The sequence below is a fragment of the Ochrobactrum sp. A-1 genome, from assembly GCF_022488005.1.
Lineage (GTDB): Bacteria > Pseudomonadota > Alphaproteobacteria > Rhizobiales > Rhizobiaceae > Brucella.
In genome coordinates this window covers 688,842-702,428 of sequence record NZ_JAKVQC010000003.1, presented here as the reverse complement: position 1 = coordinate 702,428, position 13,587 = coordinate 688,842, and the positions used below count along the sequence as shown (strand labels likewise).

Sequence of the window (13,587 nt, the reverse complement as noted above, 5' to 3'; positions counted from 1 at the left end):
CTCCAAATAAATCAAATAATGGTTGTCGGATCTGTGTCAGTCGTTCTGACAGAGCATGAAAAATTGAGCGTCTGGATAAGCATGAGTCCGTCTTCGGTCGGCTGACCAGTCGGCTCCGCACTGCCGTTATATCTCCAGAACAGGAGCTTTCCGACGCCGAGAGATGAAGGCTTTGTAAGCGTCTTCTCGACCAACACCGACAGCTCATCAAGCGTGTCCTCGGCGTCAGAAGTTTCTTCGTGAATGCCAAGGGTCACCGAAATCTGCATGTCGCGCTGGAGCTGGCGATGTCCCGGTGTTCCGTTTGCGCCAGATAAAGCAACATTTTCAGAGACTGACACGATTGCGAGGGGAAAATCTGTACTTTGAAATTTGCGAAGCATGCGGCTGGCAGAATGAGCAGACGCGAAGTCAGGAAGCGCCTTCAGCGCTTCGATAACCCCATTTCTTATCTGCGTTTTCACATGCGTCATTAGCGATTTTTCTCAGCGATTAACTTGATCTCTAACTGAGCGTAACCGTCTGATTTGCAAGATTCTACTTCGTATCTACGACCGTTGATCTCCAATTCGTCGCGGTTGGAAAACATCAAATCCAGCGGCCCAGATGCACGTTCAGGAGCCAACTTTTTTGCATCATCAATGAGTATAAAAGCCGTGGGCTGAGCTTCCTCAACCTGCACACCTGCGGCATCAATTGGCGCATATGTGTCATTGAAAATTAGCTGAATCGGCTGCGGATTTTCCGCATCGTGCTGATGCCAAAAGTGGTTTCCGCGTTCGCGAAAAATGCGGTTAGCTGTGCGTGCGAGCGTGCGAAAAGCGGGGTGTTTAGACATCAGACACCCGCTTTCAGTTGCTCGACCTCGCTCGTGAGGTGCTGTAGTCGATTGCTGAGAACATTATTTTCGGTTCTCAGGACGTAGATCAGATCGCTGACGGTGCTCATGCCGTTGAAAGCATCTATTATGCCCGAAGCATCCAGAGATACTGGAAAAGTCGTCGCCGCTTTAAATGATAGTGAGGCTCCAAAATAAAAACCTAGAGTTGTCGCGAACGAGCCACCGACGATAGAAAATTCAGCATCTTGATCATAAAAATCGAACCGAATTGCACCGGCGAACAGCCGGGCATAGATGCCGAAAGTATGAGCTTGAAGCCCGACATTTATGGCATTGAGCAGTCCAGATACAGTCCTGTCCGCGCCCGCTTCAACAAGGATTGAACTGCCGTTCAACGTGAATTCAATAACGTCCGTTTCGGACACATATGGCGACAAATCTGTTGTTTCCAAAAGATCGTATCGGTCGCCAAAAATAGACGCGATATTTCGACTGATCTGTTGCTGCCGTAGTTCCAAGCCGTTTGCGCGAGCAACTCCCGATGCAAGCACACCAAGCTGTTGCTGAAACTCCATATTAGAATCGGCAATTTTATTTCCTAAAGAATCGTACACATCGAAAGCTGAAAGTGCATAAGCAGCAGATATCGGGCTTGACTGTGCAGCAACATAGGTCAATCCCAGTCTGTTCCATAGGGTATTGTTAGGAAATTCGATTTTATCCCCATTCATAACCTGTATTTGTATTTGTCCGCCAAACACTTGCATCGAGAAATACACATTCATTGGGAAGCCAATATTGTAGGCTTTTACCAATACATCATCGACTGTGTCTGTCGCGAGTACGTCAACAGAAACCGCTTGGTCATTGATGGTAAAATCGTAAGCCCCATCAAGAACGCCGAGCTTTGACATCGTTGTGTACGGCATGAGGTAGACATCGTATGTCGCACCTATTGCCGTGACGGTCGAAAAACCTGATTTATTTTCTTCGACGAGTGCCTGCTTTACATTCTGAAGATTGCCAACATCGGTTTCCAAAAGCGCGACACGGCCTTCGAGCAAGGGATCAGCTCCGCCACCAGAGGCTTGAGGAAGTATAGGATTCATCATCGATTAGCCCTCCAGCACAGTGATTTCGGTGTCGGTGGTTACGGACTTGAAGAACAACATGGTACCGGGATCAACGCTAAAACTATAGTATCCGCCAGCGCGCAGCGGCATGCCGTTCCAGGTGATGTAGTTGTTCAATTGTTCCTGCGGAAGCTGCCAATCTAGGTTGGCCAAGAACAGAACATCCTCAGGCGTGAAAATTTGGATCAGCGAAGTGTTCATCGACACTGGTGAAGAGTTAACGATATCCGCCATAACCGTAATTTTCTGGGTGTTCGGCATGACAGTATCGCCGCTCGAATGCGTATATTTGAAATATTTAGCATTCGGCGCAGGATGAGCTGGCATACCATCTTTCGGCGCAATAGCGGTCTTTACAACTGGGATCGTCATCAAAAAATCTCCTAAAAATATCGGCTCCGAAAATGACGAAGCCGAGGATGGAAAGGAGCCATCCATCCCCGGCTGATGCCCGCGCTGAAGGAGTAGAAAGCGCAGGGAATGGCAGATTACTTCTGCTTGATGCGTACGATGGCCTTCGGAAGAACAGCGTAATAGATCGCGTTCTGCTCGGTAGCCAGATCGACACCACGGCCGTAAGGCATTGGCTCGGACATCATATAGAGAGGAAGACCAATCGTATTTGCGGCTTCCATAGTGTCTGCGGGAGCAAAACGGCTCTGGAATAAATTCTGCGAATTCGGTACAAGATAGCTTTCGCCTTCTGCGATAAATTCAACATCGCCCACCGTATTATTATGATAGCTGACGACCTCAATATCGTCGGCGATCATGAAGCCTTTGCGATTATCAGCGCGCAAGAATGCCCCATCCTGCCAACGTTCATAGGCTGCTACAATGCTTGGATGGCTGGTGATTGCAGAGAAAATGGTCGGCGTGCAGACCAGCTTCCATCCGCTATAAAGTAGCGTTCCGCCGATGGCTTTTTCACCCTTGCGTTTTGCCGCAATGAGTTCATCACGAAGATTGATAGACACATCAGTGAAATCGATATCGTGAGTATTGCGCGATACCTTAAATTCCTGATGCCAATCGTAAATGACTGAGCCATCATAGTCGCGCAGGATACCCGAGATTGCACCAGCTTTAGCGAATTCCTCGGTCACGTCGTGATTGTCACGCATGCTGGCGTACTTTTCAGCAAGCTTCGCTTCGACGGTCTCGAATTCAGACGAAGAACCGAAAGCGCGCACGCCTTGGACTTCTGTCGCTTTGATCATATCGTAATGAGGATAGTGAGGGATCACGAAAGATCTGGCCTTACGCTTTGGATTTGCCTGCGCTTTACCGATGGTACCTCGTGGAGCAGAGGGAATAACAGCAAGTCTGCCTTCAAGTTCTTCGACAATGATCGAAGTCGTATTCACACCCTGACCATTCCAGTTGAACCACTGTCCGAGCTGGTGCGGCTTTTCAGGGATCATGTTCACAGCAGACGTCAAAGACGTGAAGCTGAAGAGGTCGCTGTTAAAAATGTTTGCGAGATTACTCATAAAATTTCTCCAAGTATCTGTTTTTGTTTAATTATTAAATGGTGCCGCGAACCTTAATGCCTTTGGCTGCCAAAAGCGGAACAACGTCATCGACGTCGATTGAAGCGTCGAACACTAGTTCGGAATCCTTGACCTCGGCATCGCCAGTGATGGCAGCAGCGTCGGCATCGCCGAGGGTTGCATCGGTGAAACGAGCCACGATTGCGAGGTCGCCAGCCAATCCATCGGATCCATCATCGAGGTTCGTCGCGGTCGCTAGCTCATATTTTCCAGCGAGCAGGACAACTACAGAACCTGGCTGATAGACGGCGGTGGACTGCTTCAAAGTGATGGCATCGCGGCTACGAAAACCGTTGGCTTCGGTGAGAAGAAAAGCCTCATCTCTCGGCGTCATAATTAATTCAGGCATTATAATTTCTCCAAATTGATTGCGTTAAATGATCAGGAAAGGCCCCTTACTTAGAGAGGCCGTTCCTGCGTGCGTAGATTGCTGATGTGTCGAGTGTCGGAGCAACCGAACGCTTGCGCGGCTCGATGTCGGACGTCTTAGTGCCAAAATCCGAAGTCGCAGAACGAGCCGCGATGGCATCGCCGACCGCTTTACGGATCTTCGAGGATCGCGTTCCGAGCTTTGCTAAATCGGTGACAAGCTGGCCGAGGCCGTAAGACTTCGCGACGGATCTGATAGAACGGATTTCCTGTTCTTCTTGCTCTTCGTCTTCGTCGTCATCAGCACGCTTCTTGCGCTCGTCCTTCGGCTCATCCTCGTCGTCGTCATTGCGCTTCTTACGCTTGCGCTGTTCTTGGTCTTCGTCATCATCTGCACGAAGTTTGCGAGCGCGTTCAACAAGTTCTTCAGGAGCTTCATCGCCGAGTTCGGCTACAGCGTCCTCAACAGCAACAACGGCTTCTTCTACTGCCGCAACTGCGTCTTCTGCAGTCGTGATCAGGTCTTCTAATGTGGATTCGTCCATTTTTCTTTTCTCCAATTTTCTATGTTTTCGGGTGGAATTGGCCTTCGGCTTTGCCTTTGAAATGGGCTTGTTGCGGAAGGTAATTTGGGGTGTCGGAATGGTTCGACCTGCTGACCTGACGCTCGCATTCGGATCAGCGCCAACAGCTACGAGCGATGCCTCATACAGTGTCCACGAGGTCGCATAAGCAACGGGTACGTCGCCTTCGCGGTGTTCGATTTCGTAGCTGTTAACGCCATATCCGGCCGAAATTTGATTGTAATGGCCGTCAACAATATCGCCGATGAGATCAGCGTTGCGGGAATTCAGGATGGCCGTTCCGTGGACTTCGGTGCCGACCGAACGAACGTCGTCAACTTTGCCCAGGATCGTATTCACGCCCGAAAATGTGTCGTGACAATCTACCAGTGGCATGCCGACTGTGCGGCTGAAATCCAGACCTGAAGCGAGAAGGATCTCGTCGACTTCTATATATGCATCAGCTGCATCGATTTTCGGCTGACCTGGATTTCTGATGCTTGTCCTGACAGGCGTCTCCGTGCTGATGACGATGCCAAAAGATTTCTTGTCGACATCAACGGAAGCTGGCACGCGAGCAAAGGCTCGTGTGCGCAGTTGTCCCTGATTTTGCTGAAGTTTCTTCGGCATTCATCGTCCCAGAAATTGTTATCTGAGATGATGATGAATGCCGCTTCTGCAAGATTCTACTTCGATATTTTTAAATTTTCTAAAAACCTATTGTTTATTTAATCGCCGATAATAATAATTGTATTAATAATCAATACAGAGAATTAAAAAATGGCCGACAAACTAAATCTATACAATTGCGATAGCGAAAATAGATGCTCTAGATTTATAGAATATTACAATGAGTCTGAAAACTTCATTCCAAAAAATTTCTGGATGGACTTGTCGACATTTTGGTCGTCATTCGATTGCATTGATCACTATGCTATTCAGACGATGATGAGTGATATGCCGTACTTCGAAAAGTGTCTTTCAAAAGAATGCAAACAAGCATTGAAGGCGTTGCCAGATGATGAACCTATTGTAATTTATCGGGGTCAGAATGATGAGTATGTAGGACGAGATAGAGTATCAGGTCTTGCTTGGACTACTGATCTTGACGTAGCTAAAAAATTCGCAAGCAACGGTATACGAGGTCATACGGTTGGAACTCCATATGTGTTGAAAGCTACGGTATATAAGAGAGATATCGCCATGGCATTCAATGATCGTCAGGAAGCTGAAGTAGTTCTTTTTGATGCTGATTATCTGGTTGTTGAGACGATATAAATTATTAATTGCTCGACATTACGGCTGCCGAATTATGAGTTTTTCGGCAGCCGAATTAGTTTTTCGGCAGATCATTGAACTTGCGTCGGCATGTCGTCCGAAGACGTCGCGGCAGTTTCCGACGCCAGAGTAATAGGCTGTTTAATACCGCCCGTCGATTTCCAGAATTCATCAACAGCAGTGGACATTCCAGGCAAGCCGAACGCTTCACGGAATGCGGCTTCATCTTCGCTCTGCGGAGTGATCGCGCCAGCACGAACGGCAACGCCGTATTGTTCGACGGATGAGGTCAGATCGTCTTTCACGACAGCTGGATACAGTGGATAAGCGATATCCACATCGCGAGCACGCCTCATGTCTTCGGCATTTTCTGCATCGATATCCTCGGCATCTTCACCGAAGCTTGCCGCCACTCTCTTACGACTGGTGAAGCCATTTTCGACAGCTTTAACAAATGCTTCGATTTCTTGAACTGGATTTATGTGGCCGCGTGCAGGAGGCATCCATTCGATCTCATAAAGATCTTCAACTTCCATACCTTCCGGAAGTTTCCAGAGGTCATCTAAAATGACCCTGTCAACAAATCTGCACCAGACAGGTTTGCAGAATTGGTTGACTAACAGATGGTATTGAATGGATTCAATAAAACGCTGGCATTCAAGCATGACAGCTCTGTAGGTGCGGTCATTTAGCTTTTCAAAATTCATGGTAATATGTTCGACGGCCAATCCCATAGCTACCGCAAGGCCACTCAAATGTTCACGTCTGAAGACGCCATAGTTTGCGTCTGACTGTGTTTGGGGCGCGAATTCGACATCCCAATCCTCGGGCACCACGGCAAATGACCCGCGTTCGACAGCTACGAAGTCGTTGCCACTCTCGTCAGTTTCAGCCTCAAATTTCTCAGAGGGTTCATCGGTTGACAGGCGGGGCTTCTTGAATGCGCCAGCAAATCCCGCTTGCGTGAGCTGCTTCTCGACCTGGGCTTCATCGCTAGTTCGGATGCGCTCGGTGATGTTGAGCGCCGATGCCCCCCATGGATACCCACGTGAATCCGAGAGCCGCTCGGGCATATAGATGTGAAGGACATCTTCGGCAGGCACTCGTTTCGGAATGAGCGACTGCTGACCCGTGCCCTGCCAATCTTTGGGATGGTGGTCGTAGAGCCAATAGCCTGATGGCCGCTCGATGCCGTCGCGCTCGACACCAGAAACAATCCAGTTTCCGTTCGGGGCCTGCTGTGTGTAGTCGAGTGGCAGATGGTCGGCTTCCAGCATCTGGAGCTGAAAATTGATGCCGCTGCGCATGTCGCCTGGACGGCGTTCTCTAAAGCGTAACAGGGCTTCGCCGTCACGAGGTATGACAAAACCTGAGATATACTGAAGTCCGTAAAAGTCCATTCGGCCGCGTACGTCGGCTTCTTTCTGCCATCGATTCCAAAGCTTCAAGAGCGCCTCGTCTTTTACGATGGGCTTTATACCGTAGTGTACGCAGTTGTTTGCGACCTGTCTGCAGGCCTGCCTATAAAATGAATCATTGGCATACATCCAACGGCTTCGACGTCTGACTTTTTCAATCTCGGAGTTGTAACCATTCGGGCCGACGTCGACCGACTGTTCTATGGTTTTCGAATTTGAAGCGGCTTCGAAGAAGTGTTTAGCGGAATTAAAAATATTGGAAAAAATGGATGACCTTACAGACCGAGCATGTGTGCTGATGCGTCTGGATTTCGGTGCGGAAGTGCGTGTTTGTGCTTGCTGAGACATGTCTTAGTACCCCCTTTTTACGACGAAGGGGATCAGTTTGACTGCTGGCTTCCGACGCTTGCCGTCGAGATCATCTAGTCGCGCATATAAGTGTGCGAGAAGCTTCTCAGCATTTTCAAAATTTGTGTAAGAAAGGGAGCCGCCTGCGGGATAAGAAATCGACTGCGCGCCAGATGCCAAACCTTCTTCAAGTGCGAGGATCGCATCCGTGCATTGCTGTCGCGTCCATAATTTAAACAATCTCATTTTCCAAAATCTCCAAAATATATCCAAAATTACCAACGTCTGGCGGTCGAGCTGACAACTCGTCCACCTTGCTTTTTCCGCTTTAGAACAGGCTTTGGAGCCACCACTGGCACCTCTTCCTGTTTCATTTCGGCACCATGCCGAGGCGGTTCGTTCTCCTTCTGATTATCCTTTGTTCTCAATAATTTAGAGCTTGTGGATAAGTCCGCAGGCACGTCATCCAAAATCTCTCCGGTTTCCGGATCGTGTGGAGGTAACGTATCCTCAATTCCGAGGCGACGCGCTGCAAGATTCAAGTCGCGATATTCTTTTACAGATGCTTGGAGGCCGCAGAGCGCGGCGTAGGCGTAGACAAGGCAGTCCCATTCTTCGCCAGTCTGACTCGACTTTTTGCGTTGCCAATGTCGCAACCCATTCTTGTCGATATGCAATTTTTCGGCAGTCAGGCCGTCGAAATATGTATCTGGAAAGCTGGAAGGAAATGTCGCCGCGCCGGGGCCACGGATCGCGAGCATTCGACCAATTGCATCCTTAGCGAGCTGGGTGTCGATCATGTACCAAGAGCTACCATTTCGCGTAGAGCGGGAAACTTTTCTCGGCCAAACGGACGACGAGCGCTTCCCCTTTGCGATATTATTGCCCTTGATTGCCCAGACACGTTTTGCAGACCGCGATTTCGCAAAGGCCTTGACCTGGTCGCCATAAGATCCGCCGAGGTCGATGGCGGATGCAGAAATCTTTATCTCGGTGCCGTCTGCTTTTCTGAAACGACGGTTGATAATCTCGTCCAGTTCGGCGTCGGCATCCGCATCGCCAGGCTCCCCGACGATCACTTTGTGCAGGATTAGACGAGGCATGCGCTTCTTATTCCACCCTACAACAGACACCTCTCGCGATGCGATCTGGTCGTGGTCGCCGCCCTTCAGCCCTTCTTTATTTGTCTGGGTATCACTGCCAAGGGTCAGAGCGACCACGTCGTCTGGAACTTCGGCCCGATATGGAATGCGCAGAGATTTGAGGCTGTCGGTGTCGATTGCTTCACCACCGAGGTCGTCCCAAGGCTCGGCTAAAACGTTGTTTATGAAGCGCTTTAAAAGCTCGGTGTCGCCTTGAGCATCTAGCCATTGCTGTGCAAGAATCGTCCACCGTGCCTTCGGAGCCGACGAATGCCATGCTGGCCAATGATATCCTCTATGTCCAGGACGGTTAGGAATGGCGGTCGGAACGAATTCACCTCCTTCCACCATGTCTTCTTTGTGATGCTCATCGATGCGACAGCCTTCAGCCTCGCACTGGTACCACGATTCAACGACATGGCCATGCCCGTTCGTTTTCCAGCGGAAGCCGTAGTCAGTCTTCGCTGTGCCCCACTTCAGATATTGACTGGCTCCGCAGTGCGGGCAAGCAACATGCAGACGTCGTTGATCAGATAAGAGCCATTCGCGCCAGACTAGCGATGTTTCTCTCGATAGCGGTGTCGAACCGACCCAAAGTTTTGAATCGATGAAGGCGGTACCACGGTCGCGGTAAAGGGCAAGCTTATCGGCCTGAGATTTCTCGCCCTTCGATTGCCATGCTTCAGCGTCCACTTCGTCGGCCATTTGCCATTGGGCGCTGATGCGGCGGAAGGCATCGTCACTCGCAGCGCCTCTAAAATATAATTGTGCGCCATTGTTGAAGCGATGCTCATCCCAAGTATCCTGCACCTCGCCACGTCCAGGTGTGCGTCGGATACCGGATAGGACATCCGAAAAATGGGGTTCGATTTGATCTTTGTAATACCCTTTTGCGTCGTCATCTGTGGGCTGGGTCAAGATGGCTTTCAGCGCAAGGTAGCTTATGCCATAGAACAGCATTGCCTTCAGGAAGCTTGACCAACCCACCTGAACGCCCTTGAGTACAGTTATCTGATCAACTTCTGGGTCTAGGGCATCGAGCGCAACGGGGCGTTGAAAGCCATTCAGGCGCATGTTACCTGGTCGAAAAGTGGCTTGTTTTGGCAGCTCTATGCTGTCGTAAATCCACTCAACGGGATCTTTGAACGGCGGCACTTGCAAGACGTCATTGCGCAAGCCGTCGAGCGCATCATCAAAAATGATGGCACCTTCCGACAAATCTAGCTGATCAAATAAGGCTTCATCCAACATGCCGATTATCCTTCAGCTTGCTGATAATCCCGATCTACACGGAGAGCCTTGAGTGTAGACCGAACCTGCTCGTCGGCGATTTCTCGGACTTTCTGTGCGACTTTTGTCTCTACGCGCCCCGAAATTGCGTCTGGAAGAGACATGAGGCGGCTTCGTATTTCTGAGTAATCTGATGAAATTCGGTCTACGACATGCGAAACACGCACCACTGTTTTGACGGCTTCGGCCGCTTCTAGCTCCGTGATTATGGCAGCGGCCACTGCGCGCCTACGCTTTGCTTCTTCTTCTGAAGTTTTGCCGTCGCTACCAAGAACACCAAGTTTCTCAACTGCTGAATCTGCTGCGCGCTTTTCTAGCCATCTGACAACCTCAGCTGTATCGAAAGACCACGCTTTTCCGAGATCGCGGTCGGCTTTTTCGACGTATGGAAGCCCGTGACTGAGCCAGCCCGAAACTGTATTTCGGTCGCGATGCAATAATGTTGAAAGCTCTTTGAGAGATACGAGTCTGTCTTTGACGGCGTCACGGCTCGATGCTGAAATATTTCTAAAATTGTCATCCGTGCTGACGCTTTCAGAATTCTCATCGGCGGATTTCAGCACCGCGTCAGCTACTTTTTTTCTCGCCATTTCTGCTCCAAGTTTTCCAAAACTCCTTGGAAATATTGGACTTCACGCGCCTGCAAGATTCTAGGTGAGATTTGAAATGGCGATGGGGTGGTGATGATGAATGCTAAAAAATATTTTTGGAAAGAGAGATGGGGTGCGGTCGCCAATTACCCGCATTGCGTTGAGGAATCTCAGGGTCCCATCGATGTTTTTTTGATGAGACCTCAAATGATGTTGTTAACAAAGTTAAGTCTTACAAACTCGATACAAAATTGTCGGTATTTCAAATTTCCCGACAAGTGAAACATCCGACATATCAATATTAAACTTTTTACAGTAATCATTTAACAATAATTCTTTTACCTTATCAAATGTTGGTTTCTCATCAAGTTTACACTCAAACAATCGATACACTCTTCCAGTTTTTGTAATAGCTACCCCTTTATCAGTGCAGAAATCCAAAATGTAGGACGAAATTCTAGGCTTATAGTCTACTTTGTTATCTTCTTGTATAGTAGCGTCCGGAAAATTGTAAACGTTAATTGGCTCTCCGATGATATGATAATATCCATCAATCTTAATGAAATACCATAGCTTTAAATCGATGTAAGGTTGTTCGTAAGCTGAAAAGTCCATATTTATTTCTCATATTTGTTTACACATATCTTGCAGTATAAAACTGTCGGCCGCAAATGAGATTACATGGAATTTTTGGGGCTCCGGAAAGATTTCCTATTTGCTATGCGTCTCTTTTAAAACAAAGAGCCGCTTTCCAGCCTATGGACGCGGCTGGATACGAGAAGGATATGGGCTGGGGATAGCTGTGAATTAATGTGAATAGCGGGGAGGAAATCATTCCTACTTGACGGCTGCGCGAAAAGAGAACAGATAGAGAACATGTAGGCCGCTTGGCGGCGGCGACCTTCTGACAATCTGTTCCTTTAACTCCTGTGTTGGGAGAACGACGACGTGCGCCGTCCCGAGACTATTGAACGTTTATATTTGGATTTCGATGGCTTTTTCGCAAGCGTCGAACAGCAAGCAGACCGTCGCCTGAGGGGACGGCCTGTCGGTGTCGTTCCGTTCGAAGGCACCGACAGGACTTGCGTTATTGCGTGTTCTCGCGAAGCTAAGATTTATGGCGTGAAGAATGTTATGGATGTCGCCGAGGCTCGGAAACTCTGCCCGGACATCGTGCTGGTGCCGCAAAAACCAGATCTTTATCGCCGTGCGCACAATGCGCTCCTGTGTGAGATCGAAAGTGTCATCCCCATCGATACAGCAAAGAGCATCGACGAGCTGACGTGCAAACTTGATGAAAATGGACGTCGCGATCCCGAGCTTCTGACACAACGCATCAAACGTGCGCTTTCGGAAAATATTGGCTCTTACATCACCTGTTCTATCGGCTATGCGGCAAACCGCCAATTGGCGAAAATGGCATGCAAGGCAGGCAAGAAATCGCAGGGACGATACGGGGATGGGTTGGCGATTTGGTGGCCTATAGAGATGCCGGAGCCGCTCCTGAAGGTCGAGCTGGAAGATATTCCAGGCATCGGGTCTAGCATGGCCAAACGGCTATACCGTGTTGGTGTTTTCTCGACTGAACAGCTTTATCGACTTCAGCCGAAACACATGCGTAAGCTCTGGAACTCGGTAAATGGCGAACGTCTATGGTACGCTCTCCACGGATACGACATCCAAGCACCGGAGCAACAAAGGGGTATGTTCGGCCACGGCCGCGTTTTGCCGCCAGACATGCGCACGGTTGCTGGTGCCCGCGACATCAGCCGATTACTGCTCGTGAAGGCCGCTCGACGGCTCAGGCGCGAAGGCTATTATGCTGGAGGTCTGTGGCTCTGGTTATCTATACGAGATGGCTCGTGGCTCGGAAAACGGCATCTTCCCGTTGTGCAAGACGACCACGCCATTTTGTCGGCGTTGACTGAGCTGTGGGGTGAAGTGCTGCGCACATATCCACGAGGCCTAACCATTTTTCGGGTTGGAGTGACCCTTTACGACCTCAGCTCGGCGACCGAGCGCCAGCTAGATATGCTGAACAATGACGACGTCGTTCGGCAGAAATGGGAGCGGGCGAATAACGCCGTCGACGCTCTGAATACACGATACAGCGGCACCGTGGTGTCTCTAGGAGACTGGAAGCCACCTGCTGGAGGCCATGCGGGTGGAAAGATTTCCTATACGCGCATTCCATCTGCGGAGGATTTTTGGTGATGCCCAGTTGGAAGGAAAGCATCAAAGTCTCTGACCTGGGCGACCATCAGAAATTGGAAATGACGTGCAAAAAGTGCGGTCGTGTGCGAGTGGTGCCGAAATGCGAAATCCCTCAGGAACGTCATCAACTGTATCTCGATGAGATATAGAAGAAGGCCAGATGCAAAGCACGTGGATGCAACGGACACATGCGTCTGGCGATGGTACGCCTCTATGAGATGTCAGGTTTTGTCGGCGGTCTAGCTTAGACTTCAGGTTTCTCATTGAATTCTTCGTATGTCTCTAATGATAAACCAAGTTTACCGTCTGCAATGAGTATTGTCTCTGCAAACCCAACCCATTCCTTCCAGTCTGCGACAGTCATGCCCTCGATTTCAAATGGATTGACGACGCAGCCGTTTTTAGATTGATGAATCAACGTAAACATTTCATGCCCCCATCTTGTTTACAGCCGGAGTCAACGCCAACTCGACTTCCTGAACATCCACGACTTCGACATCATCAAGATCAAGCCAATACCGCGCACAATATCCGCGCAGAAAGCCCGATTTTAATTGCTCAAACGGCACCGTAGCACCTTCGAATAGCCGATACTCGCGACCTGACGATGTCCTTGCCCAGCCTGCGGTCGCGTCAAATTCGGCAACTGGTGACGTAATACGTGGCCTTCCGTCTGCCGAATTCAGCGGTTCGCCGACGATATGATAACTGCCTGCGATCTTCAGAATATGCCAAAGCGTGAGGTCGACTTTTGGCTGTTCGGATACTGAAGGGATCATATTTTTGCTCCTAAAAATTGGTTTGATATCAATTATTGGTCGTGATGTTGCCGGCGGCAAATCCATAAA

The 13,587-nt window shown here is 49.4% G+C and carries 16 protein-coding genes; 2 read left to right on the top strand and 14 right to left on the bottom strand.

Translation table 11 applies throughout. The features are described from left to right. Positions 1 to 11: 11 nt before the first annotated feature. The 7 genes from MKS82_RS05140 to MKS82_RS05110 form a co-directional block, all read right to left on the bottom strand. Complete coding sequence (locus MKS82_RS05140) at positions 12 to 473, bottom strand: hypothetical protein (RefSeq protein WP_240578431.1); 462 nt, start codon at positions 471 to 473, stop codon at positions 12 to 14. Then, positions 473 to 838, bottom strand: a complete 366-nt coding sequence (locus MKS82_RS05135; protein WP_240578430.1) for a head-tail joining protein — start codon at positions 836 to 838, stop codon at positions 473 to 475. Before MKS82_RS05135 ends, MKS82_RS05140 begins: the two co-directional genes overlap by 1 nt. Beyond that, complete coding sequence (locus MKS82_RS05130) at positions 838 to 1,953, bottom strand: hypothetical protein (RefSeq protein WP_240578429.1); 1,116 nt, start codon at positions 1,951 to 1,953, stop codon at positions 838 to 840. The genes MKS82_RS05135 and MKS82_RS05130 overlap by 1 nt, the downstream gene beginning before the upstream one ends. Positions 1,954 to 1,956: 3 nt before the next feature. Next, positions 1,957 to 2,346, bottom strand: coding sequence for a hypothetical protein (locus MKS82_RS05125; protein ID WP_240578428.1), 390 nt, complete (start codon positions 2,344 to 2,346; stop codon positions 1,957 to 1,959). Positions 2,347 to 2,462: 116 nt separating this feature from the next. Continuing rightward, positions 2,463 to 3,467, bottom strand: coding sequence for a major capsid protein (locus tag MKS82_RS05120; protein ID WP_276313249.1), 1,005 nt, complete (start codon positions 3,465 to 3,467; stop codon positions 2,463 to 2,465). Between the two features lie 34 nt (positions 3,468 to 3,501). After that, entirely contained in the window at positions 3,502 to 3,876 is a 375-nt protein-coding gene (locus MKS82_RS05115) for a head decoration protein (RefSeq protein ID WP_240578426.1), read from the bottom strand. A 46-nt stretch (positions 3,877 to 3,922) separates the two neighbouring features. Further along, positions 3,923 to 5,089, bottom strand: coding sequence for a hypothetical protein (locus MKS82_RS05110; RefSeq protein ID WP_240578425.1), 1,167 nt, complete (start codon positions 5,087 to 5,089; stop codon positions 3,923 to 3,925). A gap of 150 nt (positions 5,090 to 5,239) precedes the next feature. Between MKS82_RS05110 and MKS82_RS05105 the strand changes: the two genes are divergently transcribed. Continuing rightward, positions 5,240 to 5,737, top strand: a complete 498-nt coding sequence (locus MKS82_RS05105) for a hypothetical protein (RefSeq protein WP_240578424.1) — start codon at positions 5,240 to 5,242, stop codon at positions 5,735 to 5,737. Between the two features lie 71 nt (positions 5,738 to 5,808). Here the strand turns inward: MKS82_RS05105 and MKS82_RS05100 are convergent, their stop codons facing one another. From MKS82_RS05100 to MKS82_RS05080, 5 genes are all read right to left on the bottom strand, one after another. Then, positions 5,809 to 7,503, bottom strand: coding sequence for a phage portal protein (locus MKS82_RS05100; protein WP_240578423.1), 1,695 nt, complete (start codon positions 7,501 to 7,503; stop codon positions 5,809 to 5,811). A gap of 3 nt (positions 7,504 to 7,506) precedes the next feature. Then, the gene (locus tag MKS82_RS05095) at positions 7,507 to 7,749 is read right to left on the bottom strand and encodes a hypothetical protein (RefSeq protein ID WP_240578422.1); all 243 of its coding nucleotides are present in this window, start codon (positions 7,747 to 7,749) and stop codon (positions 7,507 to 7,509) included. Positions 7,750 to 7,778: 29 nt separating this feature from the next. Then, positions 7,779 to 9,896, bottom strand: a complete 2,118-nt coding sequence (locus tag MKS82_RS05090; RefSeq protein ID WP_240578421.1) for a terminase gpA endonuclease subunit — start codon at positions 9,894 to 9,896, stop codon at positions 7,779 to 7,781. Positions 9,897 to 9,901: 5 nt separating this feature from the next. Further along, on the bottom strand, positions 9,902 to 10,525 hold the full coding sequence (locus MKS82_RS05085; RefSeq protein ID WP_240578420.1) for a terminase small subunit: 624 nt from the start codon (positions 10,523 to 10,525) through the stop codon (positions 9,902 to 9,904). Between the two features lie 225 nt (positions 10,526 to 10,750). After that, positions 10,751 to 11,140: a hypothetical protein gene (locus tag MKS82_RS05080; protein WP_240578419.1), complete on the bottom strand. Its 390-nt coding sequence runs from the start codon at positions 11,138 to 11,140 to the stop codon at positions 10,751 to 10,753. Between the two features lie 333 nt (positions 11,141 to 11,473). On the opposite strand from MKS82_RS05080, the gene MKS82_RS05075 reads away from it, so the two are divergent. Beyond that, positions 11,474 to 12,739 carry a Y-family DNA polymerase gene (locus MKS82_RS05075; protein ID WP_240578418.1) on the top strand — a complete coding sequence of 422 codons (1,266 nt, stop codon included), beginning with the start codon at positions 11,474 to 11,476 and terminating at the stop codon, positions 12,737 to 12,739. 244 nt (positions 12,740 to 12,983) lie between these two features. Here the strand turns inward: MKS82_RS05075 and MKS82_RS05070 are convergent, their stop codons facing one another. Both MKS82_RS05070 and MKS82_RS05065 read right to left on the bottom strand, forming a co-directional pair. Then, positions 12,984 to 13,166, bottom strand: coding sequence for a hypothetical protein (locus tag MKS82_RS05070; protein WP_240578417.1), 183 nt, complete (start codon positions 13,164 to 13,166; stop codon positions 12,984 to 12,986). A gap of 1 nt (position 13,167) precedes the next feature. Then, positions 13,168 to 13,518 (bottom strand): hypothetical protein, encoded by a 351-nt coding sequence (locus MKS82_RS05065; protein ID WP_240578416.1) that lies wholly within the window; start codon positions 13,516 to 13,518, stop codon positions 13,168 to 13,170. Positions 13,519 to 13,587: the final 69 nt, after the last annotated feature.